General features: G+C 66.3%; 22 protein-coding genes and 6 pseudogenes. 11 read left to right on the plus strand and 17 right to left on the minus strand.

All coding sequences use genetic code 11. The features are described from left to right. The first annotated feature begins 8 nt into the window (after positions 1-8). On the plus strand, positions 9-1,862 hold the full coding sequence (eccA, locus tag M5I08_RS00285; protein WP_219066571.1) for a type VII secretion AAA-ATPase EccA: 1,854 nt from the start codon (positions 9-11) through the stop codon (positions 1,860-1,862). 6 nt (positions 1,863-1,868) lie between these two features. Further along, positions 1,869-2,263 (plus strand): annotated as a pseudogene (locus tag M5I08_RS00290) (protein kinase domain-containing protein); the annotation flags it as partial. 550 nt (positions 2,264-2,813) lie between these two features. On the opposite strand, the pseudogene M5I08_RS00295 reads toward M5I08_RS00290, so the two are convergent. Continuing rightward, positions 2,814-3,869: pseudogene (locus tag M5I08_RS00295) on the minus strand (MinD/ParA family ATP-binding protein); the annotation flags it as partial. 767 nt (positions 3,870-4,636) lie between these two features. On the opposite strand from M5I08_RS00295, the gene gltB reads away from it, so the two are divergent. Both gltB and M5I08_RS00305 read left to right on the plus strand, forming a co-directional pair. Continuing rightward, positions 4,637-9,238, plus strand: a complete 4,602-nt coding sequence (gene gltB / locus M5I08_RS00300; RefSeq protein WP_219066589.1) for a glutamate synthase large subunit — start codon at positions 4,637-4,639, stop codon at positions 9,236-9,238. Beyond that, positions 9,231-10,697, plus strand: a complete 1,467-nt coding sequence (locus M5I08_RS00305) for a glutamate synthase subunit beta (RefSeq protein ID WP_219066570.1) — start codon at positions 9,231-9,233, stop codon at positions 10,695-10,697. The genes gltB and M5I08_RS00305 overlap by 8 nt, the downstream gene beginning before the upstream one ends. A gap of 399 nt (positions 10,698-11,096) precedes the next feature. On the opposite strand, the gene M5I08_RS00310 is transcribed toward M5I08_RS00305, so the two are convergent. Together M5I08_RS00310 and M5I08_RS00315 are read right to left on the minus strand one after the other, a co-directional pair. Next, positions 11,097-11,945: an LLM class F420-dependent oxidoreductase gene (locus M5I08_RS00310; protein ID WP_219066569.1), complete on the minus strand. Its 849-nt coding sequence runs from the start codon at positions 11,943-11,945 to the stop codon at positions 11,097-11,099. Continuing rightward, on the minus strand, positions 11,945-12,364 hold the full coding sequence (locus tag M5I08_RS00315; RefSeq protein WP_249763012.1) for a hypothetical protein: 420 nt from the start codon (positions 12,362-12,364) through the stop codon (positions 11,945-11,947). Before M5I08_RS00315 ends, M5I08_RS00310 begins: the two co-directional genes overlap by 1 nt. Before the next feature lie 209 nt (positions 12,365-12,573). Between M5I08_RS00315 and M5I08_RS00320 the strand changes: the two genes are divergently transcribed. Continuing rightward, complete coding sequence (locus M5I08_RS00320; protein WP_219066568.1) at positions 12,574-13,008, plus strand: hypothetical protein; 435 nt, start codon at positions 12,574-12,576, stop codon at positions 13,006-13,008. Positions 13,009-13,120: 112 nt separating this feature from the next. Beyond that, complete coding sequence (locus tag M5I08_RS00325) at positions 13,121-14,128, plus strand: PHP domain-containing protein (protein WP_219066567.1); 1,008 nt, start codon at positions 13,121-13,123, stop codon at positions 14,126-14,128. Here M5I08_RS00325 and M5I08_RS00330 read toward each other — a convergent pair. The 12 genes and pseudogenes from M5I08_RS00330 to M5I08_RS00380 all read right to left on the minus strand — a co-directional run. Continuing rightward, positions 14,125-14,289 (minus strand): annotated as a pseudogene (locus tag M5I08_RS00330) (DNA polymerase IV); the annotation flags it as partial. The gene M5I08_RS00325 and the pseudogene M5I08_RS00330 overlap by 4 nt on opposite strands. Next, positions 14,287-14,403 (minus strand): annotated as a pseudogene (locus M5I08_RS27215) (Y-family DNA polymerase); the annotation flags it as partial. The pseudogenes M5I08_RS27215 and M5I08_RS00330, both read right to left, overlap by 3 nt. A gap of 23 nt (positions 14,404-14,426) precedes the next feature. Next, a pseudogene (locus M5I08_RS00335) lies at positions 14,427-14,765 on the minus strand (TetR/AcrR family transcriptional regulator); the annotation flags it as partial. 78 nt (positions 14,766-14,843) lie between these two features. Then, the gene (gene rraA, locus M5I08_RS00340; protein WP_219066566.1) at positions 14,844-15,344 is read right to left on the minus strand and encodes a ribonuclease E activity regulator RraA; all 501 of its coding nucleotides are present in this window, start codon (positions 15,342-15,344) and stop codon (positions 14,844-14,846) included. Positions 15,345-15,353: 9 nt separating this feature from the next. Continuing rightward, entirely contained in the window at positions 15,354-15,884 is a 531-nt protein-coding gene (locus M5I08_RS00345) for an Rv3852 family protein (RefSeq protein WP_304502939.1), read from the minus strand. 87 nt (positions 15,885-15,971) lie between these two features. Further along, the gene (locus M5I08_RS00350) at positions 15,972-16,484 is read right to left on the minus strand and encodes a copper resistance CopC family protein (protein ID WP_219066565.1); all 513 of its coding nucleotides are present in this window, start codon (positions 16,482-16,484) and stop codon (positions 15,972-15,974) included. Continuing rightward, positions 16,481-17,176, minus strand: coding sequence for a YcnI family copper-binding membrane protein (locus M5I08_RS00355; RefSeq protein WP_219066564.1), 696 nt, complete (start codon positions 17,174-17,176; stop codon positions 16,481-16,483). Before M5I08_RS00355 ends, M5I08_RS00350 begins: the two co-directional genes overlap by 4 nt. Positions 17,177-17,238: 62 nt before the next feature. Then, entirely contained in the window at positions 17,239-17,895 is a 657-nt protein-coding gene (locus M5I08_RS00360; protein WP_219066563.1) for a DUF6474 family protein, read from the minus strand. 86 nt (positions 17,896-17,981) lie between these two features. Beyond that, positions 17,982-18,380 carry a helix-turn-helix domain-containing protein gene (locus M5I08_RS00365; protein ID WP_219066562.1) on the minus strand — a complete coding sequence of 133 codons (399 nt, stop codon included), beginning with the start codon at positions 18,378-18,380 and terminating at the stop codon, positions 17,982-17,984. 392 nt (positions 18,381-18,772) lie between these two features. Beyond that, complete coding sequence (locus M5I08_RS00370; protein WP_219066561.1) at positions 18,773-19,306, minus strand: peptidase; 534 nt, start codon at positions 19,304-19,306, stop codon at positions 18,773-18,775. Positions 19,307-19,510: 204 nt separating this feature from the next. Continuing rightward, positions 19,511-20,134: a superoxide dismutase gene (locus tag M5I08_RS00375; RefSeq protein ID WP_219066560.1), complete on the minus strand. Its 624-nt coding sequence runs from the start codon at positions 20,132-20,134 to the stop codon at positions 19,511-19,513. A 164-nt stretch (positions 20,135-20,298) separates the two neighbouring features. Next, positions 20,299-20,457: a hypothetical protein gene (locus M5I08_RS00380; RefSeq protein ID WP_219066559.1), complete on the minus strand. Its 159-nt coding sequence runs from the start codon at positions 20,455-20,457 to the stop codon at positions 20,299-20,301. A 522-nt stretch (positions 20,458-20,979) separates the two neighbouring features. On the opposite strand from M5I08_RS00380, the pseudogene M5I08_RS00385 reads away from it, so the two are divergent. The 3 genes and pseudogenes from M5I08_RS00385 to M5I08_RS00395 all read left to right on the plus strand — a co-directional run bounded on the left by M5I08_RS00385 (position 20,980) and on the right by M5I08_RS00395 (position 23,275). Next, a pseudogene (locus tag M5I08_RS00385) lies at positions 20,980-21,281 on the plus strand (rhodanese-like domain-containing protein). A gap of 427 nt (positions 21,282-21,708) precedes the next feature. Further along, on the plus strand, positions 21,709-22,467 hold the full coding sequence (locus M5I08_RS00390) for a DUF4328 domain-containing protein (protein WP_249763013.1): 759 nt from the start codon (positions 21,709-21,711) through the stop codon (positions 22,465-22,467). A gap of 4 nt (positions 22,468-22,471) precedes the next feature. After that, complete coding sequence (locus M5I08_RS00395; protein WP_219066557.1) at positions 22,472-23,275, plus strand: glycerophosphodiester phosphodiesterase; 804 nt, start codon at positions 22,472-22,474, stop codon at positions 23,273-23,275. Between the two features lie 16 nt (positions 23,276-23,291). Here the strand turns inward: M5I08_RS00395 and M5I08_RS00400 are convergent, their stop codons facing one another. Both M5I08_RS00400 and M5I08_RS00405 read right to left on the minus strand, forming a co-directional pair. After that, entirely contained in the window at positions 23,292-24,407 is a 1,116-nt protein-coding gene (locus M5I08_RS00400; RefSeq protein WP_219066556.1) for an LCP family protein, read from the minus strand. A 5-nt stretch (positions 24,408-24,412) separates the two neighbouring features. Beyond that, positions 24,413-25,150 carry a CPBP family intramembrane glutamic endopeptidase gene (locus tag M5I08_RS00405; RefSeq protein WP_219066587.1) on the minus strand — a complete coding sequence of 246 codons (738 nt, stop codon included), beginning with the start codon at positions 25,148-25,150 and terminating at the stop codon, positions 24,413-24,415. Between the two features lie 174 nt (positions 25,151-25,324). Here M5I08_RS00405 and pheA point away from each other — a divergent pair, with 174 nt between their 5' ends. Beyond that, positions 25,325-26,266, plus strand: coding sequence for a prephenate dehydratase (pheA, locus tag M5I08_RS00410; RefSeq protein ID WP_219066555.1), 942 nt, complete (start codon positions 25,325-25,327; stop codon positions 26,264-26,266). Continuing rightward, the gene (locus tag M5I08_RS00415; protein ID WP_219066554.1) at positions 26,263-26,952 is read left to right on the plus strand and encodes a histidine phosphatase family protein; all 690 of its coding nucleotides are present in this window, start codon (positions 26,263-26,265) and stop codon (positions 26,950-26,952) included. Before pheA ends, M5I08_RS00415 begins: the two co-directional genes overlap by 4 nt. Position 26,953: the final 1 nt, after the last annotated feature.

Below are 26,953 nucleotides of genomic sequence, written 5' to 3' on the forward strand. Positions count from 1 at the left end.
CGGCGCAAATGACTAGCAGCAGCACAACGGCCGCCGCGCGCAAGCGATTCGATCAGGCGATGGCGTTGTTCGACGCCGACCAGCCGGCCGCCCAAGCGCGGTTTCGTGAGGCCACCGAAATCGATCCGTCGATGGCCGACGCGTGGCTGGGGCGAATCGCCGCCGGAGACGAGGCGCTGTCGACATTGCAGCAGCTCTACGCCTACGGCGCGCGACTGCACCGGGAGAGTAATCGGCTCGGTGTCCGGCTCTCGGCGTCGATCAAGGCCGGGCCGTATCTGTCGATCTCGGTGACCGAGTCGTCGCATGCGGGGTTGGCGCTGGCCAGTGCACTCGTTGACGACGGCCAGTATGAGAAGGCCGAAGCGATGCTGAAAGATTCAGCACTGCTGGATAGTTGGGAGAACCATCAGTGGCAGCAGTATGTGCGGGCTTACCTGATGTTTGCCACCCAGCGCTGGCCGGACGTGATTTCGGTGGCGGCAAGCGTATTGCCGCCGCAGGCGATCATCATGTCGGCGGTTACCGCGGCCACCGACGCACTGGCCGCGCACGCGGCCGCGCATCTCGGACAGGCGCGGGTTGCACTGGACTGGGCAGACCGGGTCGATTTGCGGCCCGGCCACGCCGGCGCGGTGGAGGCGCGCCGTCACCAGCTGACGGACACCGTGGTGACAGCGATCGATCCGAACGAATTCCCCCTGATCGCAGCAGATCTCGCCTACGTGCGAGGCATGGCTCACCGCCAACTGGGTGAAGAGGACAAGGCCCAAGTCTGGTTGTCGAGGGCGACGATCAACGGGGCGCTGATTGAACCGGCCAAGGACGCGCTGGGCGACCCGCACCTGCAGCTGGTGGTCATCGACGAGGAAACCATCAATACCCGTGCCGATAAATGGGACGTCAGCACCCAGCGCTCCGAACAGCAGCGCCGCGAAGAGCAGAACGAAGGGCGGCGAGAAGAGCTGCTGGCCGAAGGACGTGCCCTGCTCAACAACCAAGTCGGGTTGAGCGAAGTCAAACGTGCGGTCGCCGAAATCGAGGATCAAATCGAGGTCCGGGCGCTGCGGCTGGCGGCCGGGCTGCCGGTGAACAATCAGACCAACCACATGCTGCTGGTCGGCCCGCCGGGCACCGGGAAGACCACCACCGCCGAGGCGTTGGGAAAGATCTACGCCGGGCTGGGCATCGTGCGGCATCCCGAGATCATCGAAGTCAAGCGGGCCGACTTCTGCGGGGAGCACATCGGGGCGTCCGGCCCCAAGACCAACGAGCTGATCGCCCGGTCGCTGGGCCGTGTGTTGTTCATGGACGAGTTCTATTCACTGGTGGAGCGTCACCACGACGGCCGCCCGGACATGATCGGCATGGAGGCGGTCAACCAGCTGCTGGTCGCCCTGGAGGTGCATCGGTTCGACTTCTGTTTCATCGGTGCGGGTTATGAGAAGGAAGTCGACGAATTCCTCACCGTCAACCCCGGTTTGGCGGGCCGGTTCAATCGGAAGTTGCGCTTTGAGTCGTACTCGCCCGACGAGCTGGTGCAGATCGCCGTTCGCTACGGTGACCCCCGCGCAACCGTGATCGAGCCGGCGGCGCGCGAAGCGCTGAACATGGCATGTAAGACGCTGCGGGCCTATCTGGCGCCCAACGGCAGCCACGGGATCGACGTGATGCAGAACGGCCGGTTCGCCCGCAACGTCGTCGAGCGGGCCGAGCGGCTGCGCGATTCTCGGGTGGCCGCCCAACACCGCACCGACAAAGGCTCGGTGACCGTCGAAGACCTGGAGACCTTGCGAACCCAGGACATCGTCTCGGCCGTCGTCGATGCTTGCGCGGAAAAGCATGTGCCGATTCAGGTTTGAGGGCGCATGTTAAGTGCCGGTTCGGTGGTCGAAGGCTTATCAGATCGAGCGGGTGCTGGGTTCTGGCGGTATGGGCACCGTCTATCTGGCGCAAAATCCCGAACTACCGCGCCGTGACGCACTGAAGGTGCTATCGGCTGAACTCTCGCGCGACCAGGAGTTCAGAGCCCGTTTCATGCGCGAGGCTGATGTCGCGTCGACTCTGGATCAACCCGAACGTCGTGTCGATCTACAACCGGGAAGAGACCGATAACGGTCAGTTGTGGATCGCGATGCAGTTCGTCGATGGCACCGATGCCGACGACGCTCTGAGGGCAGGAACGATGACGCCGCAACGGGCCCTGCGAATCATTGGTGAGGTCGCCAAGGCGCTCGACTACGCCCACCAGCACCGTGTCGTGCAGGCAAAAACTGCGTCTCGACAACCGATCGCCCGCTCAGAGGTCAGTCCATATCTCGGCCTCGGCTCGGATACGGATACGCGTTCGTGGTGGTGGCACGTGAGCAAGCGGCGAACGACGATGGCGCCGCGAGACTTTCACGCGTCGGCCCGCGCCAATTCGTCACGAGAGTCGACTGCGCTCGCCAGACCGCACCCGCGGCGTTGGTGGTGGGTGATCGCGACGTTGTCCGGCGTTGTGCTGCTTGCGGCAGGGACGGTGACCGCATTGTCGATGATCGGGAGATCTCCACGGTCAGACGACACCCTGCAGCCTTCGCCGACGGCTGCGCCGAGCCCAACCAAGCCGCGCCCGCCTCCGCCGACGGTGCCGGTGTCAGCGTCGCCCGGGTTGCTGTTGTCCGCCGGCGACATGATTCCCATTGCAGGCGTTTCACATCCGGTGGTCGGTACCGCGTCTTCAGCGGCGATCGACGGCCCCGTCCCTCTCGCGGAAAACGAGTGCGTCTCCGCGTGGGCACGAGCTGCAGGCTAACGGTTTTCAGCGTGCCGGCCGGCCGCGACGCGAAGAACCCGGCGACCGCGGCCGCGATTTGCAGGAATTTGCGCCGTGTCGTGCGAGCCATCTCGTGCCTGACGTCGATGACGCCGCCGGGCCGCAGGTGCGGGTCAAACGGCACCTCCACCACCGTCTGCCCGCGGTCGATGAACTGATGCGCTGGCACTGAACGGGTGCGTTTGTCGGAGTGCCCGTCGGAATCGTTGAGCACCACCACCGCGCGCTGCAGCAGGCCGGTACGGCCATGTGCTGCGAGCCATTACATGGTCTGCGCCGCTGCCGCGGCGCCATCTGCCCACGGCGACGACGCCACGATCAGCGCGTCCAGGTCACTCAGCGCCTCCTGCGTGACCGGCGCGTCCATGGTGGAACCGCAGTCGACGATCGCGATCGTGAAGTGACGGTCGAGCCGCGACGCGGCTTCGCGGTACAGGGCGGGATCCAGCACGCGGCGCGGATCGGCCGTCGGCTCCCCGGCAAGCACGTACAGACCCGCCGAATTGCTGCCGACGTGACTGCTCACGTCGGAGAACGACGCAAGATTGCGGTCGGCGGCGAGTTCCCAGTGCGAGCCTCTGGTTTGCGGGTCGATCCTGCTACCGAGCCGGCCGAACGCGGTGTCGGCGTCGACCGCGACCACGCGGTCCTGGCGGCGCAGCTCCGCGAACATCGACCCGACGCTGGCCGCGATGGTGGTTTTGCCGACACCGCCCTTGCCGAGCACACCCACCTTGTAGTTGCCGCGAAGCACGGCGCCGATGGTGGCCTCGTAGTCGGCTTCCAGTTTTTCCACGGGCGACGGTCCGGGGTTGACCAGGCCGAAAGTGGCCTTGCACACGATGCGCCGCCAGCCGTATCTGGGAATGGGTGGCCGCGGTTTCGGCGTATGCGGCGAAAGGTCGATATCGCCCCACGACGGTTGGTGAGGTGCGGTGGGAGGCCGCGGCGCGGCGGGCCGCTGGGGCGGCGCGGATCGCGGGCGGTCGGCCTGCGGGTGCGGCGGTCGCGCTGGCGGACCGGCGGGGGCCGCAGATTCTAACCGGCCCAGCCGGTCGCGGAGAAAGTCTCAGGTTCGTTCATCGGTCCGTTGGCTGCGCCCGGCAGTGCATTCGGTAGGCATTCGCGGGCATTCTTAGGCATCGTAGGTCGACGGCTGCCGACGGACGCATCCAGCATCCTGCGGTCAGGGCGCGGAAGTCGTGAAATCGAGGCGCTCGGCGCACGCTCAGCGCCCTGAGTGCATTCTCGACGCAAACGGCATTGATGCGGCGCGAGAAAATCCCGGAGACTTCTTACGCAAAGTAGCCATCAACCCGCCCCGGCGGGCCAAACGGCCGGCAACTGAGGCCGAATCGGCTCGCCAAGCGCCGCTGCCACGTCTTATGGTGAGCTGGATCTTATGGTGAGCTGGATCACCGGGCGCGTCGGCCCTGCGGTGAGCAGTTCAGTGATCTGCGGGTCGTTCGGTTTTTGTCGCAGCAAATTGCCTCAGCACCTTGCGCAGGCCGGCAGCCGGCAAAGGCGCCGGCCGGAGCCGCCGCAATCAAGCAGCACCCCGGGCTGGCGGTTAGTATTGATCAAGTTGGCATGTCAGGCGGGTTTTGTCGTATCGTTTTACGACTTGTCGAAAACTCCGGTATGGGCCACCGTCCAGCGCTGCACGGATGCATCCCCAAACCGGATAACCCGCCACCAGGCGACCAGCGTATCGACAAGACCGACGGCGCCTAGCCCGCAAGCTTTCCGGGCACGGCGCCAGCGGGGACGACTCATGAATTCCGCGGCAGAAAGTTTTTGGTGAAGGGTCAGGTGGGAATGGTGCCCAACCGCTCGGGCTCTACAGGGCTCTACAACCCCGCATTCGAGCACGACTCGTGCGGGGTGGCTATGGTCGTCGACATGCACGGTCGCCGCAGCCGCGACATCGTGGACAAGGCGATCACCGCGCTGCTCAACCTCGAGCATCGCGGCGCACAAGGCGCCGAACCGCACAGCGGAGACGGCGCCGGCATCCTGATTGGAGTTCCCGATCACTTTCTGCGTTCGGTTGTTGACTTTGAGCTGCCCGAAGCCGGCAACTACGCCACCGGTATCGCGTTTTTGCCGCAGTCGTCGAAAGAAGCGGCGACGGCCTGTGCTGGGGTAGAGAAGATCGTCGAAGCCGAGGGCCTGCGCACGCTCGGCTGGCGCGACGTGCCGACCGACGACTCGTCGCTGGGCGCGTTGTCCCGCGACGCGATGCCGACCTTCCGCCAGCTGTTCATCGCCGGTGCCGGCGGCATGGAATTAGAGCGCCGCGCCTACGTCGTCCGCAAGCGTGCCGAGCACGAACTCGGCACCAAGGGCCCTGGGCAGGACGGTCCCGGTCGCGAAACCGTTTATTTCCCAAGCCTTTCCGGGCAGACATTCGTCTACAAGGGAATGCTGACCACCCCGCAGCTCAAGGCCTTCTACCTCGATCTGCAAGACGACCGGCTGACCAGTGCGCTGGGGATCGTGCACTCCCGCTTCTCGACCAACACCTTCCCGTCCTGGCCGCTGGCGCACCCGTTCCGCCGGATCGCCCACAACGGTGAGATCAACACCGTCACCGGTAACGAGAACTGGATGCGCGCCCGCGAGGCGTTGATAAAGACCGACGTCTTTGGGTCTCACGGCGCCGCCGAAAACCCGGTCAAACTGTTCCCGATCTGCACCCCGGGCGCCTCAGACACCGCCCGCTTCGACGAAGCGCTCGAACTGCTACACCTGGGCGGCCGCAGCATCGCGCACGCGGTGCTGATGATGATCCCCGAGGCGTGGGAGCGCAACGAGTCGATGGATCCGGCGCGGCGGGCCTTCTACCAATATCACGCCTCGCTGATGGAGCCGTGGGACGGCCCGGCGTCGATGACGTTCACCGACGGCACCCTGGTGGGCGCCGTGCTGGACCGCAATGGCCTACGCCCGTCGCGGATCTGGGTCACCGCCGACGGCCTGGTGGTGATGGCCTCCGAGGCCGGCGTGCTTGACCTCGACCCGTCGACGGTGGTGCGCCGGATGCGGCTGCAGCCCGGCCGGATGTTCCTGGTCGACACCGCACAGGGCCGCATCGTCGCCGACGAGGAGATCAAGGCCGAACTGGCCGCCGAACATCCCTATCAGCAGTGGCTGGACAACGGCCTGATTCCGCTGGCCGAGCTGCCCCAGGGCGACTACGTCCGGATGCCACCTCATCGGGTTCTCTTGCGGCAGCTGGTTTTCGGTTACACCTACGAAGAGCTCAACCTGTTGGTGGCGCCGATGGCCCGCACCGGCGCCGAACCGATCGGCTCGATGGGGACCGATACGCCGGTTGCGGTGCTGTCCCAGCGACCGCGGATGCTGTTCGACTACTTTCAGCAGTTGTTCGCGCAGGTGACCAACCCGCCACTGGACGCCATCCGCGAAGAGGTGGTGACCAGCCTGCAGGGCACCGTCGGCCCGGAGGGCGACCTGCTCAACCCAGGCGAGGACTCCTGTCGCCAAATCGCCTTGCCGCAACCGATTCTGCGTAATCACGAACTGGCCAAGCTGATCAACCTCGACCCGGAGGTCGAGGTCAACGGGCGTTGGCACGGTTTGCGGTCCAAGGTGATTCGCTGCCTGTACCCGGTCGCCGAAAACGGCGCCGGGCTGAAGGCGGCGCTGGACGAGGTGCGCGCGCAGACGTCGGCGGCGATCGCGGACGGCGCGCGGCTGATCATCCTGTCCGATAGGGAGTCCGACGAGAAGATGGCCCCCATCCCGTCGCTGCTAGCGGTATCCGCCGTGCACCACCACCTGGTGCGCGAGCGCAGCCGCACCAAAGTCGGACTGGTGGTCGAGTCGGGCGACGCCCGCGAGGTGCACCACATGGCAGCGCTGGTGGGGTTCGGCGCGGCGGCGATCAACCCGTACATGGCGTTCGAGTCGATCGAGGTCATGCTGGACCGTGGCGTGCTAGAGGGTCTCGACCGCGAAACCGCGCTGCAGAACTACGTCAAGGCCGCCGGCAAAGGTGTGCTGAAGGTGATGTCCAAGATGGGCATTTCGACGTTGGCCTCCTACACCGGCGCCCAGCTGTTCCAGGCCGTCGGTGTTTCCGGGGATGTCCTCGAGGAGTACTTCACCGGATTGACCTGTCCCACTGGGGGAATCGGTCTGGCCGACATCGCCGCCGACGTCGCGGCCCGCCATGAGCTGGCGTTTTTGGATCGGCCGGACGAACGCGCGCACCGGGAACTCGAGGTGGGCGGCGAATACCAGTGGCGCCGGGAAGGCGAATACCACCTGTTCAACCCGGACACCGTCTTCAAGCTGCAGCACTCCACCCGCACCGGCCAGTACAAGATTTTCAAGGATTACAGCCGGCTGGTCGACGACCAGAGCGAGCGGATGGCGTCGCTGCGCGGCCTGTTGAAGTTCCGCGAGGGAGTCCGCCCGCCGGTTCCTCTCGACGAGGTGGAGCCGGCCAGCGAGATCGTCAAACGCTTTGCCACCGGCGCGATGAGCTACGGCTCGATCTCCGCCGAGGCGCACGAGACGCTGGCCATTGCGATGAACCGGCTCGGTGGCCGGTCCAACTGCGGCGAGGGTGGTGAGCACGTCAGCCGGTTCGACCGCGACCCGAACGGTGATTGGCGCCGCAGCGCCGTCAAGCAGGTCGCCTCGGCGCGGTTCGGCGTCACCTCGCACTACCTGACCAACTGCTCTGACATCCAGATCAAGATGGCGCAAGGTGCCAAACCCGGTGAGGGCGGCCAACTTCCGGGCGGCAAGGTGTATCCGTGGATCGCCGAGGTGCGGCACTCGACCCCGGGCGTCGGGTTGATCTCACCACCCCCGCACCACGACATCTACTCGATCGAGGATTTGGCTCAGCTGATCCACGACCTGAAGAACGCCAACCCGTCGGCGCGTATCCATGTCAAGCTGGTTTCCGAGAACGGTGTCGGCACGGTGGCCACCGGTGTCTCCAAGGCGCACGCCGACGTCGTGTTGATCTCCGGGCATGACGGCGGTACCGGCGCGACGCCGTTGACGTCGATGAAACACGCCGGCGCGCCGTGGGAGCTGGGGCTGGCCGAAACTCAGCAGACGTTGTTGCTCAACGGGTTACGGGACCGCATCGTTGTGCAGGTCGACGGTCAGCTCAAGACCGGCCGCGACGTGATGATCGCGGCGCTGCTCGGCGCCGAGGAGTTCGGCTTCGCCACCGCTCCGCTGGTGGTGTCCGGCTGCATCATGATGCGGGTATGCCACCTGGATACCTGCCCCGTCGGAGTGGCCACCCAGAACCCAGTGCTGCGGGAGCGGTTCAACGGCAAGCCCGAGTTCGTGGAGAACTTCTTCTTGTTCGTCGCAGAAGAGGTCCGCGAATACATGGCGCAACTCGGCTTCCGCACCCTCAACGAGGCTGTGGGCCAAGTCGGTTCGCTGGACACCACACTGGCCCGCGCGCACTGGAAGGCGCACAAACTCGACTTGTCGCCGGTGCTGCACGAGCCGGAATCGGCGTTCATGAACCAGGACTTGTACTGCAGTTCCAGCCAGGACCATGGGCTGGACAAGGCGCTGGACCAACAGTTGATCGTGATGAGCCGCGAGGCGCTGGATTCTGGCAAGCCCGTGCGGTTTTCCACCACGATTGCTAACGTCAACCGGACTGTTGGCACCATGCTCGGCCACGAGGTGACCAAAGCCTACGGCGGCCAAGGATTGCCGGACGGCACCATCGACATCACCTTCGAGGGTTCGGCTGGCAACAGCTTTGGTGCGTTCGTACCCTCGGGCATCACGCTGCGGGTGTATGGCGACGCCAACGACTACGTAGGCAAAGGATTGTCCGGCGGCCGGATCGTGGTGCGGCCGTCCGACAACGCGCCGGCCGACTACGTCGCCGAGGACAACATCATCGGCGGCAACGTCATCCTGTTCGGCGCCACCAGCGGACAGGCGTTTCTGCGCGGTGTGGTCGGCGAGCGATTCGCCGTACGCAATTCCGGTGCCCACGCGGTGGTCGAAGGGGTCGGCGATCACGGCTGCGAATACATGACCGGCGGCAAGGTGGTCATTTTGGGTCGCATCGGCCGCAATTTCGCGGCGGGCATGTCCGGCGGCGTCGCGTATGTCTATGACCCCGACGGCGCATTGCCGGACAACCTCAACTCGGAGATGGTGGAACTGGAGGCGCTCGACGATGACGATTTGGCCTGGGTGCACGGCATGATTCAGGCGCACGTCGACGCCACCGACTCCGCGATCGGACAGCGCATCTTGGCCGACTGGGCCGCCGAGCAACGGTGCTTTGCCAAGGTGATGCCCCGCGACTACAAGCGGGTACTGGAGGTGATCGGCGAGGCCGAGCGCAGGGGTATCGACCCCGATGCGGCGATCATGGCGGCTGCCAGTGGCTGACCCGAAGGGCTTTTTGCGCCACACCCATCGCGAAACGCCGAAACGCCGACCAGTGCCACTGCGGCTGCGCGACTGGAACGAGGTCTACGAAGACTTCCCGCACGAGGCGTTGCAGCACCAGGCCGCTCGGTGTATGGACTGTGGAATTCCGTTCTGCCACAACGGTTGTCCACTGGGCAACCTGATACCGGAGTGGAACGACCTGACCCGCACCGGCCGTTGGCGCGACGCGATCGAACGCCTGCACGCAACCAACAACTTCCCGGACTTCACCGGCCGGCTCTGCCCGGCGCCGTGCGAATCAGCCTGCGTGCTCGGGATCAACCAGGATCCGGTGACCATCAAGCAGATCGAGCTGGAGATCATCGACAACGCCTTCGACGAAGGCTGGGTGGTACCGCTGCCGCCGGATCAGCTCACCGGCAAGACCGTGGCGGTGGTGGGCTCAGGCCCCGCCGGTCTCGCCGCTGCGCAGCAACTGACCCGGGCCGGACACCAGGTGACGGTGTTCGAGCGCGCCGACCGCATCGGCGGGCTGCTGCGCTACGGCATTCCCGAGTTCAAGATGGAAAAACGCCACCTGAACCGCCGATTGGAGCATATGCGGGCCGAAGGCGCCGAATTTCGCCCCGGCGTCAACGTCGGTGTCGACATCACCGCCGAGCAGTTGCGCGCCGAGTTCGACGCGGTGGTTCTGGCCGGCGGCGCGACGGCCTGGCGCGATCTGCGGATCCCCGGGCGTGAGCTCGACGGTATCCACCAGGCGATGGAATACCTGCCGTGGTCGAACCGGGTGCAGGAAGGCGACGACGTGCTCGGCCCCGACGGCGAGCCCCCGATCACCGCAAAAGGCAAGAAGGTCATCATCATCGGCGGCGGTGACACCGGCGCCGACTGCTTGGGGACCGCACACCGTCAGGGTGCGGCCCGCGTGCACCAGTTCGAAATCATGCCGCGTCCCCCGGACACCCGCGCGCCGTCCACCCCGTGGCCGACCTACGAGCTGATGTTTCGGGTGTCCGCGGCGCACGAAGAGGGCGGCCAGCGGATGTTCTCGGTCAACACCGAGGAATTCGTCGGCCGGGACGGGCATGTCACCGCGCTGAAAGTGCACGAGGTGACGATGCAGGAGGGGAAGTTCGTCAAGATCGAGGGCACCGATTCCGAAATCGAAGCCGATCTGGTGTTGTTGGCGATGGGCTTTATTGGACCTGAGCGGGCCGGCCTTCTTTCCGACTTGGGCGTTGAGTTCACCGATCGCGGTAACGTCGCACGCCGTAACAACTTCGAGACATCGGTACCCGGCGTCTTCGTCGCGGGCGACATGGGTAGAGGACAATCCTTGATCGTCTGGGCAATTGCCGAGGGCCGTGCGGCCGCGGCAGGTGTAGACCGGTTCCTGATGGGCCGGACGGCTCTGCCAGCGCCGATCACGCCGACGGCCGCTCCGCAACGTTAGTCACTACTGTCATGCCAGCAACATTTGATAAAGCGCTCGGCGCGTCTTACACTGTTTGCCAGAAGTAGGGTGTCTAATTGCTCGTATAGGATGCCAGGTGCCGGCCGAGCGGCGTGGTGCTCGGCATGTGGACCTATCGCAGGAGTGAGCACCGTGCATATCAATCCGGTGACCCGGTCACGAGTGGGGAGAATCGCCTGGTCATTGTTTCGTCATCCAGTTAAGAGCCGAGAATTTCCCGCCAAGCATGAGCGCCTGGTGACTGCTGAGGAGCTGTTGCGTTTCGGCGTGTAGGTCTTAACGCCGTGGTCTCAAGACCAATCGTCAGCGTTTGCTGATGGTAATCAATTTTTTATCTGCGGTTCTCGGGATCGAAACCTCGGAATTCTCGATTCCGGGCTAGCTGACCAGCCCGGAATCCCGGACCGCCTCAGCAAGCGGTTCCAACACGGCCGGGTCGTGCGGCGGCGAGATGTACACGATGCCCAGATCCAGGCCCTCGGCGACCAGGCCGGCCGCGTCCTCGATGACCTTGGTGTAGTTGCGGTCTGGGTCCAACCGAAGGTGGGCGGAGAGCCTGATCTCCTTGGGATCACGGCCGATATCGGCGCAGTGGCCATACAGCACGTCGCGCTTGTGGGCGAATTGCTCGGGTGTGCCGCTGACGAAGTTCCAGTGCTGCGCGTAGCGAGCGGTGATGCGCAGTGTGCGCTTCTCGCCACTGCCGCCGATGCAGATCGGCGGGTGCGGGCGCTGCGGGCCCTTGGGCTCGTTGCGGGCGTCCTTGAGCTGGTAGTAGCTGCCGTCGAAGTTGGTGGTCGGCCGGCTGAGCAGGCTGGTCAGCACCTCACAGGCCTCTTCGAACCGGTCGAAGCGTTCCTTGATGCTGCCCAGCTCAATACCGTATGCGCCGGATTCCTCCTCGTTCCATCCCGCACCGATGCCCAGCTCCAGTCGTCCGTTGGAGATGACGTCAAGGGCGGCAGCCATGTTGGCCAGCACGGCCGGGTGCCGGTAGTGGACGCCGGTGACCAGGGTACCCAGCCGTAGTCGCTTGGTGGCCTGCGCCAGCGCGGTCAACGTGGTCCAGCCCTCCAGGCAGGGCCCGGCGCTGTCGCTGAAGATCGGGTAGAAGTGGTCGAAGGTCCACCCGGACTCGAAGACGTCGATGCCGTCGGCTTCGGTCCAGACGGCGAGCATCTGTGCCCAAGTGGTGTCTTGCGGTGACGTTTTGAACGCGAATCGCATTACACCGACACTAGCTTCGCTAGCCGCTTGAGGGTCAACTTTCGACAATTCGTTGGTGATGCGGGATGGCGCAGGATGCGCCGAAACCTCAAGCGGCTAGCGGTGTTTCGATCGCGGAGGGTGAGCAGGGCGGCGATGGTTCGCGCGGCCGCCGGCGGGACGTGGTAGCGGCGAGTCCGGCCGGGTTTGTCGATGAGCTGTTTGCCGCGGTGCACCGCCTTATCGAACGCCTCGGCGATACGGGCCAGCGGCGCGGTCGAGGCGATCGGCAACCCCAGCTGCCGATGCGCACAGGCCACCAGGCCGGGCGCGTACTGCAAACCCGGCACGTAGACGTTGCAGAACATGCGGTCGATGCATTCGACCTCAAAGGCCACATGCTCGGACAAGGCATCGGCGACAGATCGCGTTACGGTCATGATGAGCTCCGGACGGAGATGAGACGGCCAGTCGGCCAACCAACCGTTATGACGGTTCATCCACCGGGCCGGTCCGCCGGTCACGGTCTTCACCCGCCGACCGCAGCCCCCAAACCAACAGTGACCAACGGCATGCCTCGTCGGGCTGGGGCGAAGGCCGGGCTAGCGGCTCGACGGGGAACTGGCACCGAACTAGACTCGGCCTGGCAATGAATGGGCAATTGGGCATCGACACTCGAATCACCTTGCTGGCGGCCGGGCTGGTATTTCTGCTCGCGTTGGTGCTCGGGGTCTGGAAGTACCGGCAGATCATGGCTGCGGCGGATCACCGCGCACACCCCTACGTCGACATCGCGCACCGGGCGGCGTTGCTGTACTCGTTTGCGACTCTGCTGCTCGCGGCCTTCGCTGAATTGAGCGCGTGGCCGGCGTGGGTGAATCTGAGCGCAGCCATGGTGGTGGTGTTCTTGTTCGCCGCCGCCATCGCGAGCTATATCAGCCACGGCATGCGCCGCGACACCGTCAACCAATTCGAAAGCCCCGACCGCGCACTGCGAGTGCAGATGATCGTGTTGATTGTCGGTGAAATCGGCGGCTTTGCGGTGCTGCTCACCGGGTTCATCGCCGGCCAACTCGTCGTGTAGCGGCGTTCCCCGGCGCCCAGATTGACGTTTTGCCGGGAAAGTGCGAGTGGCGGCGTGCAAAACGTCGATCTCGCCACGGCCCTTTGGTCAGCCGGCCAGGCACACTGGAGCCATGGACCCGGTGATCGCGCTGCGACAGATCGCCTACTACAAGGACCGAGCCCGCGAGGACCCCCGGCGGGTGATGGCCTACCGCAACGCCGCCGACATCGTCGAGAGCCTGGACGACGCGGAGCGCGAGCGCCACGGCCAGGCCAACAGCTGGCAGTCGTTGCCGGGCATCGGGCCCAAGACCGCGAAGGTGATTGACCAGGCGTGGTCCGGGCGCGAACCCGACACCCTGGCCGAATTACGTGCTGCCGCATCGGATCTCGGCGGCGGCGACATCCGGGCGGCGTTGCGCGGCGACTTGCATCTGCATTCGAACTGGTCGGACGGCTCGGCGCCGATCGAGGAGATGATGGCTACCGCGGCCGCGCTTGGCCACGAGTATTGCGCGCTGACCGACCACTCGCCGCGGCTGACCGTCGCCAACGGGCTCTCGCCGGAGCGGCTGCGTAAGCAACTGGACGTGATCGAGGAGATGCGCGATCGGTTCGCGCCGATGCGAATCCTCACCGGCATCGAGGTGGACATCCACGACGACGGCAGCCTGGACCAAGAGCCCGAGCTGTTGGATCGCCTCGACATCGTTGTGGCCAGCGTGCATTCGAAGCTGTCGATGGAAGCGACGTCGATGACCCGCCGGATGGTGCGCGCCGTCAGCAACGTCCACGCCGACGTCCTCGGTCACTGCACGGGCCGGCTGGTCGCCGGCAACCGCGGCATCCGGCCGGAGTCGAAGTTCGACGCCGAAGCGGTGTTCACCGCCTGCCGCGATCACGGCACCGCCGTCGAGATCAACTCGCGGCCCGAACGTCGTGACCCGCCAACCCGGCTGCTGAACCTCGCGTTGAAGGTCGGGTGTGATTTCAGCATCGACACCGACGCGCACGCGCCGGGCCAGCTCGACTTTCTCGGCTACGGCGCTCAGCGCGCATTGGATGCCGGCGTGCCGGCCGATCGGATCGTCAACACATGGCCGGTCGACAAACTGCTGGAGTGGACGGCCGCGAGCTAGTCGGGTAGGTGCGACATCTCCAGGCCTGGGTCGCGGCCGACCAGCACGCCGCGAGTGAGCGCCGATTTCCCGTACCGGCGACGGACCCGGTCGACTGCCGCGTCGACGGTCGCGGCCTGGCGTCGCGGCCCGGTAAACGGCAGCATCAGCTGCTCGGCGCCGCCGCCGACGATCGCCGGCCGGCCGCGCAGGGTGGGATCATCGCGCTGTTCGACGAACGCGCAGAACGAGTCGAGGTCCGCGTAAAGGATCGACGCCTCGGTCCGCACGAACATATGTTCGCGCCAACCGGTGACGTCTAAGGGCAGTCTCCGTAGATGCTGGTGACCCAGATGTGAGCGAGGGTGTCGACGAGGTGGTCCTCGGCGACGGCTGGCGCTTCAGCAGACAGGGTGGCCGTCATCGTCCGCTCGTTCATCTGGTTCAGCGCCGTCGCAAGGTCTGCCGCGGGGATGGTCTCCGGTGCGGCACCGCGCGCGCGCTCGGCGGTGATCATGGCCGCCGTCTGGTCGATCCACTTCTGCATGAAGCCCGACCACACGGCCCGGACCTCCGGGCTGGTGGCCAGCGCTTCCGTGCCTGCTCTGGCCACCGCTCGGTGCGAGAGGAACGCTGTGAAGAACGCCTTGATGCCATGGCACCTGCGGCTGCTTCGGTGCGGTCGGGTCCACGACGAGGCCCTGCAGTTCGCGAAAAAACCTGCCGTCCTGGTGGTTTAGCCGGCAGCGGCTGAGGCATTGCTTGCCGTGACGACGATTCCGTCGTCGTCGCTGTAGGCGATGTCGCCGGGCACGAACGTCACCCCGCCGAAGCTGACCGCGACGCCGTTTTCGCCGGCACCGGTCTTGCCGCTCTTGCGGGGATTGGTGCCGAGCGCCTTGATGCCGAGATCTAGCTCGCGCAGAGCGGCGGCGTCCCGAACGGCACCGTGCACCACCAGCCCGGCCCAACCGTTCGAGCGGGCCAACTCGGCGATGGCATCGCCGACCAGCGCGGTGTGCAACGAGCCGTCGCCGTCGATCACCAGCACACCGCCGTCGCCCGGCGCCGAGAGCACCCACTTCAAAAGCGCATTGTCGTGCAAGCAGCGCACCGTGCTGATCGGGCCGGCGAATTGGGTCCGTCCGCCGAACTGGCGGAACTGGACATCGCAGCTACGCACATCGGGTCCGATATCGTCGACGAGGTCGGCTGTCGGCCGGAAAATCACGTTCACCGGGCCACGCTAGCCGTCGCGACTCCCACGTTGACGAAGCCGTCGCACCAGCAGCAAGGCCAGCAGGCTCACCGCGATCGCCATCACCAAAGGTAATGGTGAGCGGCCGGCCGACGGCAGGCCCGCTTCCCGCGACACCGGGTTGCTCGCCGCTTCAACGGTCGACTTTGCCTGTGCCGCGACGTCCTTGGCTACCTGCGCAAGCTGGCCGTCGGTCTCGGACCGTGGTGGCGTGGAAGAGGGGCTTACTGGCTTGGCGGGCGCCTTTTTAGGGGCCGCTTTTTTAGCCGCCGCTTTCTTAGCTGCCGCCTTCTGGGGTGCCGCCTGCTGGCCCTTTTGCGCCGCTTTGGCAGCCTTAGCGGGCGCCTTTTTGGCGGGAGCCTTCTTCGCCGGTTTATCCGGAGCCTTGGCCGGCGGCGTTGACATTTCCGCCGGGTGTTCCGGTGGCGTGGGCGGTGCGGGCGGTGTACGGCCGGCGCCGGGCGCGCGTTCGGGTGCGATGTCAGCTGTCTTGTCTGGTGGATCCTGCGGGTCTTCCATCTAGGGAGCTCCTTTTGCAGTTTCTTTCTCGCCTCACCGAGCACGTGCCAGTCGAACCCATCATGCCAGGACCGCTGATCCGAGCAGTCATCGGCGATTGCGCGACTGCCACAGCAGAGCGCCGCCGACCAGCACCACCGCGCCGAGGATGAACGGCCAGATGGGGAAGTCGCCGCTGGAATTGTCCGAGGGTTCGGCCGTCGGTCCGGGTGTGCCTGTCCCGGCGGTCGTCAGGTCAAACGACCACGACCCGGACACCACGTGCCCGTCTGCCGACGTCACCCGGTAGTTCACTGTGTACTTTCCCGCGGGGCCCAGGGGCCGTACGCCGACGCTGACGACTGCGCCCTGCACCTGCGGCTGCCCGGACGACCACAGGTTGCCGTCCGGACCGACAACCGTCATCGCGGCGAAGGTGGTTTGCAACCGCTCGTTGAACACCGCGCTGACGCGTGCCGGACCGGTGCTGACGGTGGCGTTGTCCGTGGGGTCGGTCGACACTCGGGCGGCGTGTGCGCTTGCGGCTCCGGCGGTGATGGTGGCGGCGAATGCAATCGCCGCGAAAAGCACGCTGACCGCCGCCGCGCGTGTTCGTCTCATGTCCGCCGGGCCACCAGTGCGACACCGATACCCAACGCAGCGAGCAGCAGCGCGGCTCCGCTCAGCACCCGGGCGGTGTTATCGGCTGTTGCCCTTGGCTTTTGGCTTGTCGACGCGGGCGCGCCGGTCGGCGCCGCGGCGCTGCTTGGATGTGCGTGCTGGGTTGGCGGAGGCGTCGGGCCATCGGCGAGCGTCAGCACGGGCGCCGGATTGCTGGGCTCAGCACCGCCGGGCTGCGGCAGCTGATCCCACTTGACCACCGATCCGTCGGCGTAGGCCTGGGTCGTGGGGAAGCTGACGGTATCGGCGTCGGGCAGCTTCACCGATATCCGGAACAGCCCGAACTGGTCGACACCGATTCCGCCGTTCGGCGCTGCCGTCCAGGTCACCGAGCGGACGGTGCCGGAGGCGGAGTCGCGGTCGAGTTTGGTCGTCCAGCCGGGCTTGGTTTCGGCCTGTACCGAAGTGAGGTCGGGCAGGTTGACGGTAAGAGCGGTGGTGGCCGCCCCTTTCGTCGATTCGTTGGGCACCTCGAAGGTGACTACCGCTATGCCGCCGCGCACGGCGTCGTCGCTGCTGGCATGAACGTGGGCCGATGCCAGCGCGATGGCGGCGGTCGACTCGAGGTAGAGCGCGGCGGCGGCGGCGGCCGAGACGAGCGCGCGCCGAACCAGACTGGGGTGTCGTGTCATCCGATTGCTAGTCCTTTATCTATGCGGGCGGATCAGGTGGTGTCGGCAGGCAACCACGGACTTCAGGTCAATCCCAGCCGTGCCATCAGGTCGGCATCGATCTCATCGAGTTGTCTGGAGATCGCGGCGTGCGCGGCACGGCGGCGCGTGGCGGGCATGTTCTCGGCAGCGGTGATGGCGGCCGATAAGTCGGTGAGCCGTTCGGAAATAGCGGCCGCGAACTGCTTGGTCTCGGCACCCTTGGGTTTGTTCTCCTGCACAGAGCGCAACGACTGCTCGGCGCCGGCGACGCGGGCTGACAGCCGGCCGCCGTGCCCGGAAAACTGACCGATCTGGGCTAAGGGAACCCCGAGCGCATCGGCGCGCCGCTGGTCGATCAGCCCGCGCACAGCTATCGCTAGCCGGTAGGCCAACGGCACCACGATCGGGGCGAGCAGCCGAGACACCGTCAGCATGCGGCGAATCCGCGTCGGCGAGAACAACTTGCCGTCCTGCGCCGCCTTGAGCTGGGTCGCGGCGACCTTCAACGCCGCCCGGTCGCTGTTTCGCTGCGCCTTCATCTGGTCCCGCAGCGCCTTCGCCTCGGCGCGCTGCGCGGCTTTGAACCGGCGGACCTCGTTTTTCGCAGACAGCTTGGCCTCGAGTTTGGCCCGGGCTTTGATCGCTCTGGCCTCGGCACGACGCGTCGCGCGGGATTTTCGCTTGCCGAACAGGCCCATCCCCGGCCGCCTCCCCGGTATCTCGTCGATTATCGAGGTGCGTATGCCCCGTCGATGGGCCAACCCTAACTGGACTCGCCGCGGTGCTATGCGTCCAGGTGTTCCTTGCGGCGGAGCTCGTCAACGCGCTGCATGATGTCCTCCTGCGCCTCTGGGGACAAACCGCTGGCGCTAAGCGCGATACGTCGAACGCCCTCCTCGCGCATCATCGTCAGCCACACCAACTCCTGGTCGAGCTTTTCGTAGTACTCGTCGTCGGTGAAGTAGGCGGGCTTGATGCGAAAGAAGTTTGCCAGCGCGGCCATCGTGGCAGACGACGGGTTTGTGCGGTTGCCGGAGCGTAGTTGCGACAGGTAGGGAGCCGACATCGTGATGCCCTCCGCCTTGAGCGCCGCGATTACCTCAGCAGAGGTATGCGGTCCGCGTCCCGGCGGATAAACCGTGTCGAACAGCCGGTTCAAGCGGGCAGCGAACGTCGTGCTCATCGATATGACCTCCACCGGGTCGGCCGACCGAATATTTCCATTTGTGATATTTGCTGATCATCGTAGCGAGTGTTATCGCCGCAACCAAGTGCAAAGTTGGCGAGAATTGCTGCTCGCCGGCGTGGAGCAAGTCGGCGACGCCGTTAGAGCGCGCTACGCTCGATATTCAGCGAATTCTCATGGTGGCGCAAGCGGATCGTGTCGCGATGCACGGTCTGCGCGTGGGCTGATCGCAGCGCAAGGTTTCGTTGGTCGAGCGGATCGGATCTTATGGCAACCGAACCGGTGCGCCGGCGTCTCGAAAAGCGGATTTGCTGCCGTCGTCTGCTCTGGTAACTGTGAGCGCGGTTTCCGACCGTGTTCACGGTCCGAACCGAGCTCGGTGGAAGTCTTCAGGCAGCGAGCAGCATCGCCAGAATCGCGGTGTCGGGATGGCTGATCGGGTCGACACCGACGCGGCTCACCATCGAGGTGATGGTCCCGTCGGCTTCTGCTTCCACCCAGGCGGCGCGGTGTTCCAGACCCAGATGTGGCAGCCCTGGTAGCAGCACGCATCCCGACGCCGCGCCGCTGCATTCGGGCAAGGACGGGGTGGTTTCGGAGGGCGGGTGCAGCATCAGTAATGCCGGCGGCTGATGATCAGCGAAATAACCTGGCTGGATGGCGGATGCACCCACCACCGGACCCTCTGCCAGCACCAGGCCGACGGTGCCGGGAACCGGAGCCTCTGGCAGTTCCTCGCGAGCACCGAATACCGTTGTGGTGTCTAGCAACCCAGGTAGCGACGCGACGCGCACGGCGACCATGAGCAGTTGCGCCCACTCTTTCGTCGAGTCGGGCCACCGCCCGGAAATCACGAACCCTTTCAGGGCGCCATGAGAATGGAATGGGGCCACTTCGATGGCCCGGCCTGACCCGCTTTCCATTCCGCCCTCCGCCCACGATCCAGTTCGGGTATCCAGCGATACGCCGGTGGGTCGATTAACTCAGCATGCGTCAGCAGGTGACTACCCGCAAGCTGACACGAGCAACCAATGCCCGACTTCGTCGAGAAAAGAAATACGGCTCAATAGTGAACGGAGCGCCGCACGAATGGCGCGACGCCCCGAACGGGCGAATCAACGCCGAGCTCAGCCGGCGATCAGGCCTTTGGCCTTCGACGTCGCCGTCGCGTAGCGCGCCTGCACGTCCTCCCAGTTCACGACGTTCCAGAATGCCTTGGCAAAGTCGGCCTTGACGTTCTTGTACTGCAGGTAGAACGCATGCTCCCACATGTCGAGGACCAGCAAGGGTACGACGCCGAGCGGAAAATTGGTCTGGTGGTCGTAAACCTGGAACACCAACAGCCTCTGGCCAAGGCTGTCCCAGCCGAGCGCCGCCCAGCCGGACCCCTGCACCGTGGTGGCCGCCGAGGTGAACTGACCGCGGAACTTGTCGAACGACCCGAAGGCCTCGTCGATGGCGGCCGCGAGCTCGCCGGTCGGCTTGTCGCCGCCGTTGGGGGACAAGTTCTTCCACCACAGGCTGTGATTGACGTGACCGCCTAGGTTGAACGCCAAACTCTTCTCGTGCAGCAGAACCGCCGAGAAATCCTCTTTGGCGCGCGCCTCTTCCAATTTGGCCAGTGCATCGTTTGCGCCCTTGACGTACGTGGCGTGATGCTTGTCGTGGTGAAGCTCGTTGATTTGACCCGAGATATGCGGCTCCAGCGCGCCGTAGTCCCAGTCCAGGTCGGGCAAAGTGTATTCAGCCACGAGATTCCTTCCTTCGACGATCGTTGCCGATCTGCTTTTTGATGCTCCGCTCGCAGGGTGTCAGCGGAGCGGCGGCTTGGATTGCTCAACCATGACCAACCCTGCTCCATCACCGCGCGCACCGCAACAACGAGTGCGATGCGCGAATACCCCCGCGGTGGGAGCTAGAACCAAACGATGGCTGCGAGGATCGCCAGCAAAACCAGGGCGATCAGGCCGGCGCGCAAACCGGCGAGCAAGTAGGAGCGATTGCATGCCGCCGAGCTCGCATACCAATGCGATGACGGGCCCGCGGACCGCGGCCCGATCGGTTGCGTTGTCATCGGATGGCTCCGGCCTTCACGTTCCACTCTCCCCAGTGAGATGAGTCACAGTTAGTCCCAGCGGACGCGATCATAACCCTTTTGTGAACTGACGGGAAAATCCAACCGCGCGTGGATAGCTGGCCAGCATCTCTTTTGCTGGCTAACGGCTGCGGGGAAGCGGCGATGGACGTCGTCGCGGCAGGTGCGCCCGGAGGCCCGCCGGGCCGATTCGGTGTGACATCCCCCATAACGGCGACGTCACGAACGGCCAAAGGGGCGCTAAGAATTCGCTGAGCACGCGCCGGATCCGTCGATCACGCCTGGTTTCCGCTGGTTCTTATCCACAGCGATTACCGGGAGGAGCGTATTTACCGCGTGTCAAACGCCCTGAGCCCGCACGGCTACCTGTGGATAAACCTGTGGAAACTGTGGATACCGGGCGGTAGCTGGGACAGGCCCGCTGCCCGGCATGCCGCCCCATGCCAAGGTCGAACCCATGGACAGTCCACCTGTGATGGCCCAGACCGATAGGCTGCCGGACTGCCTGCCGAGTTCGGCGTCACGGCGGTGTTGCTGGACGTGCGTGAAAACGACGAGTGGCGTCAGGGCCACGCTGCCGGCGCCCAGCACATCCCGATGGGCCAGGTGCCGGCACGGGTCAGCGAGATCGACCCACAAGCGAAGCTGTACGTCGTATGCAAGGCCGGCGGACGCTCGCAGAAAGTGGCCGAGTATCTGGCCCGCAACGGGTATGCAACCGTCAACGTCAGCGGCGGGATGCTGGCATGGCCAACGCCGGACGTCCGGTGATCGCCGACGACGGCAGTGCCGGCAGCATCTGAGCGTTAGGCTGGCGCCCGTGATCCGCGTCAGCGACGATACAGAGCGCAGCGATGAGGAGGAGCGGCGCCCGTGATCCAAGCGTGCTCCCAGTGCGGCATACGCTGGAATGTCCGTGATCGGCAACGTGTGTGGTGTCCACGCTGCCGTGGGACGCTGCTGGCGCCATCACCCGAGACGTCCGATGTCGATCGGCGCTCGAATGCCGGCCAGCGAACAGCGCCGCGGTTGCCGCCGGGCTACCGCTGGATTGCGGTGCGTCCCGGCCCGCCACCTCCTCCGCGACGTCGGCGTCGGCCGCTCGGGCCGACCCCCCGATACCCGGTGATACCGCGCTGGGGCCTGCAGGACCGCGTCGAGCCGGATGGTCCCGGGCATCGGCCGGCCGTTCGGCAAGCGCCGCCGCCGGCTAGGGTGCGTGCCGCACTCGTGGCGACGGTGATGACGCTGGGCGGCGCGGTGCTGGTTCACCTGATTCGCTACCTGTTGCTGATCATCAACCGCAATTCGCTGCTGAATTGGCTGGTGGCCGACGCGGCGGCGCTGCTGAGTGTGTTGGCCAGCCTGGCCGTGATCGCGGCGGTGATCACCTACGCCCTGCTGCTGACCCGGTGGTTGATCGCCCGCCGCGCCGCGGCTTTCGCCCAGCGCGGCAGGTCCGAGACCCGTACGCCGTGGGCGCTGAGGCTCGGCACTCTGTTGCCGCCGTCGGCTGCGATGGCGCTGGCCGTCACCTGCGCTGCGATCCTGGTGTCCGTCGGCCATTCACCCGGCTGGACGCTGATGGCCGGGTGTGTGGTGATCTGCTGTTTGCCCCTGCTGGCCATGGTGTGGTCGCTGGTCTATGTCATCGAGCTGGCGAAAACGGAGGACAACTACCACCGGCTGCGCGGCACGATCTGGGGATGGTGGCTGTTGTGGCTGCTCAGCAGCTTGACGTCGGTTTTCGCATCGGTCACCAGCCGAGCGCAGGACGTCCAGGGCATTGCCAACAACACGGTGGCCATGATCGTCGCCTACCTGGTGGCCCTAGCCGCCGTGACCGCCACGGCGAAGGTTTACGAGGGATTTGAGCGCAAACCGGTCGAACGCCCGGCCCATCGCTGGGTCGTGGTTGCCGGCGACGGAACCGGCGCGCCGAAATCGGCTCCTGCGGTTGAGTCGACGGCTGAACAACCGGCAGCATAGTGGCATGACGCGGGCCGACCGGGTGGTGTCTGGGCATCCGTTTGTGGTCGCGCATCGCGGCGCGTCGGCCGCCCTGCCGGAACACACGCTGGCCGCATACGATCTCGCCTTGCGAGAGGGCGCCGACGGCGTGGAATGCGATGTCCGGCTCACCCGCGACGGGCACTTGGTTTGCGTGCACGATCGTCGGCTGGACCGAACGTCGACCGGCGCCGGCCTGATCAGCACGATGACGCTGGCCGAGCTGCGTGAGCTGGAATACGGCGCGTGGCACGGTAGTTGGCGCGCTGACGGCGCTAACGGCGACACCGGCCTGCTGACGCTGGACGCCCTCGTCGCACTGGTGCTGGACTGGAAACGGCCGGTGAAGATCTTCGTCGAGACCAAGCATCCCGTCCGGTACGGCGCGCTGGTGGAAAGCAAGGTGTTGGCGCTGCTGCATCGCTTCGGCATCGCGGCACCCGCATCCGCCGACCGCTCGCGCGCGGTGGTGATGTCGTTTTCCGCTTCGGCGCTGTGGCGGGTTCGGCGGGCGGCGCCGCTGCTACCCACGGTGCTGCTCGGCCGCAGCCATCGTTACCTGGTCAGCAGCGCGGCCAGCACGATCGGGGCCACCGCAGTCGGGCCGTCGCTGGCCGTCCTTCGCGAACATCCCGAGCTCGTCGACCGTGCGGCGGCCCAGGGTCGGGCGCTCTATTGCTGGAGCGCCGACCACTATGACGACGTCCGATTCTGCCAAGAGGTCGGGGTGGCATGGCTGGCCACCCACCATCCCGGCCGCGTCAAGGCCTGGCTCGAAAACGTCTGACCAGCGCCGACCTTCGCTAGACCGGGTTCTCGAGCACAGCCGACGGCACCGGTTGGTCGGCAGCTATTGCGTCGAAGAGCCGGGCGGCCTTGTCGTGATCCCACACCACGACCGAGCCGACGTCGCTGCCGGTGAGCTCACCGATCGGAACCGTCAACGCGGTGGTGGATCCGTGCAGTGCCCAGCCCAGCCGGGCCAGATCCCAGGCATGATCGCCGCGGTCGACGGTCAGGGCGCCGGCCGCCGCACGCGCCACCGAGTACCACCGCCACGGGTTGCACCACACCGCCGGGCTTGCGGCACGGTGCAACATCGCCGCCATGAACCGCCGCTGGTCGACCATGCGGTCGAGGTCGGCGCGCGGAGTGTCTCGGGACCGGACGTAGCCCAGCGCCGCGCGGCCGTCGAGTGTTTGGCACCCGGCCGGTAGGTCGACGCCGGCGAGTGGATCGTTGATCGGCGCGCTCGGGCAGACGGTGACCCCGCCCAGCGCGTCGACCAGGACAGCGAACCCGCTGAACCCGACCTGGGCGTAATGGTCGAGCCGTAATCCGGTGGCTTGCTCGACCGTCTGCGCCAATAGCGCTGCCCCGCCCGTCGCGAACGCCGCGTTGATCTTGTCGCGGCCGTAGCCGGGAATCGCCACGTAGGAGTCGCGCGGGATGGACACCATTGTGGTTCCAGTGCCTGACCCGAACGCCGGCACGTGTACCAGCAGCATGGTGTCGGTGCGGCCGTTACCGGTGTCGCCGCCGGTCGCCAGCACCCGCTGCTGCTCGACGGTGAGGCCTTGGCGGCTGTCCGAGCCGACCAGTAACCAGGTGCTGCCCCGCCCGGGCGCCGGCCGGCCGGGGTAGTCGGTCAGCACCGGCTCGCGGCGCAGCGCGGTCTCCATCCACAGCGTCCCGCCCGGGATGCCGGCACCGAACAGCGCAACGATCACCACCAGGCTCAGCGAAATCAGTTGGCCCCAAGCTCGTTTGCGACGCGGCCGCGGCCGCGGCGTGCGCGGCCGTGGCGGTGGCTTGGCCGGCGGCGGCGGATGGCCGGCGTCGCGCCGAATGACTTGCGACGGTTCCCGCGGTGTCCGCGGCGGGAGCCGGCGCTGGCCCGGGGCAAGGTCGCCGTTCATGTCCTTCAGTGCAGCCAGCGCAGATGGCCGGCCAGCAGGGCATAGCCGACAAACGCGACGGCGTCGATGATGCCGTGGGCGATCACGAGCGGCCACAGCCGGCCCGTGCGCTGCCAGGCATACCCGAACACCAGGCCCATCGCGACATTGCCCAGCCCGGCCCCGAAGCCTTGGTAGAGGTGATAGGCGCCGCGCAGCAGACTCGACCACACCAGCGCCACCCGTGCGCGAGCGCCCAGCTGCTCTAATCGGGTGAGCAGATAACCGACGACGATGATCTCTTCGGCCCAGCCGTTGGCGAAGGCGACCAGCAGCAGCATCGGCACCCGCCACCAGGTGTCGCTCAAGCTGGACGGGATCACCGACGCATTGAGGTGCAGTGCCCGCGCCACCAGATACAGCGCCAGCCCGGGTAAGCCGATCAACGCGGCCAGCCCGACGCCGCCGCCCAGGTCGGCGCGCCAACCGAAGCGCGCCAACCCGATCCGGTCCGGGCTTAATCCGCTGCGCCACAACAGGTATAGACCAAGTGCGCCCCAGGCGACCAATTGCACGACGAACGTCGCGTTGAGGCCCAGGTCGATCAGGTCGAAGTACGACCGTCGCGGATTGAGCGGGATCCGCGCAGCGCTCAGGTTGCGCAAGACCGAGTCGGCCAGTTGCAGGATCGCGGTGACGGCGGACCGACCGAACGTCACGGCCAGTACGAGGACAAGCTCGATACGCAACGCGCGGCGCTGCATCGGCTCGAACTCGGCGGCACCGCTGGGCCAGGTCACCGATTCACGGTAACCGCCAGCCGGGGCGCCGGGCAGTTGGCAGGTGTCATCGCCGACCATCCTTCGAAAATAGGTAAGCCTAACGTAACTAGAGTTGATCGAGCGGCGCAAGAGACACGACCCGATAGGGTTTTGGCTGTGGCGGGCATCGCGTATCTCGGTCCCGAGGGGACGTTCACCGAAGCGGCGCTGCGGCAGATGACCGACGCCGGCATGGTCCCGCAGCACGGTCCGGGCGACGTGCGGCCGCTGCCGGTCGACAGCACGACCGCTGCCCTTGATGCGGTTCGCGACGGCGCGGCCTCCTACGCTTGTGTGCCGATCGAGAACTCGATCGACGGTTCGGTGACGCCCACCCTGGATAGCCTGGCGATCGGGACGCCGCTGCAGATCTTCACGGAGCTGACGCTGGAGGTGGCGTTCAGCATCGCCGTCAAACCGGGCCGCACGGCCGCCGACGTGCGCACCCTGGCCGCCTTCCCGGTCGCCGCCGCGCAGGTGCGGCGGTGGCTGGCCGCCCATCTACCATCCGCCGAGCTGCGTCCGGCCAACTCCAACGCCGATGCCGCACAGCAAGTCGCCGACGGCCGTGTCGACGCCGCGGTGAGTTCACCGCTGGCCGCCACCCAGCGGGGGTTGTCGGCGCTGGCCGACGACGTGGTCGACGAAGCCAATGCGTGCACTCGCTTTGTCCTGGTCGGTCCGCCGGGCCCGCCGCCGGCGCGCACCGGCGCCGACCGCACGTCGGTGGTGTTGCGGATCGCCAACGCGCCCAGCGCGCTGGTGTCGGCCCTTGCCGAGTTCGGTATCCGTGGTATCGACCTGACCCGCATCGAATCTCGGCCGACCCGAACCGAATTGGGCACCTATGTGTTCTTCCTGGACTGTGTCGGCCACATCGGCGACGATGCGGTCGCCGAGGCACTCAAGGCGCTGCACCGGCGTTGTACCGATGTGCGCTACTTGGGTTCCTGGCCGACCGGCAGCCTGGTCGGCGCGCCCCCGCCGCAGCTGGACGAAGCGTCGCGCTGGCTGGCCCGGATGCGTGACGGCTCGGCCGGTGCGGGGTCGGCGCGATGAGCGGTCGTCTGGTGTTGGTGCGGCACGGCCAGTCCTTCGGCAACGTCGAGCGTCGGTTGGACACCCGACCCCCGGGGTCCGAGCTGACCCCGTTGGGCCGCGACCAGGCGCGACACTTCGCGCGCCAGGGGGTGAGCCGGCCCGGGCTGTTGCTGCATTCGGTGGCCACCCGCGCGGCGCAGACCGCGGCCGAGATCAGCGCCGAGGTCGACGTGCCGCCCAGCGAGGTGACCGGCATCCACGAGGTGCAGGTCGGCGAGCTGGAAAACCGCAGCGACGACGGCGCAGTCGCCGAGTTCAACGCCATCTACCAGCGCTGGCATGAAGGGGAGCGGGATGTGCCGCTGCCGGGCGGCGAGACCGCCAACCAGGTGCTGGACCGTTACGTGCCGGTGCTGACCGATCTACGGCTGCGTTACCTAGACGACCGCGAGTGGACCAACGACATCGTCGTCGTCAGCCACGCGGCGGCGATCCGGCTGACAGCCGCCGTGCTGGCCGGGGTGGAAAGCAGCTTTGTGCTCGATCACCACCTCGACAACACCGAGGCGGTGGTGCTGGCGCCGGTGACCGACGGACGCTGGAGCTGTGTGCAGTGGGGAACCGTGACGCCGCCGTTCTACTCGGAGCCCGACGCCGCTCCGGTTGCTGACGCGGTGGAGTCGGGCACCGACCCGATGGGCTGAA

It is taken from the genome of Candidatus Mycobacterium methanotrophicum, assembly GCF_023515995.1.
In the GTDB taxonomy this organism is placed as follows: Bacteria; Actinomycetota; Actinomycetes; order Mycobacteriales; family Mycobacteriaceae; genus Mycobacterium; species Mycobacterium methanotrophicum.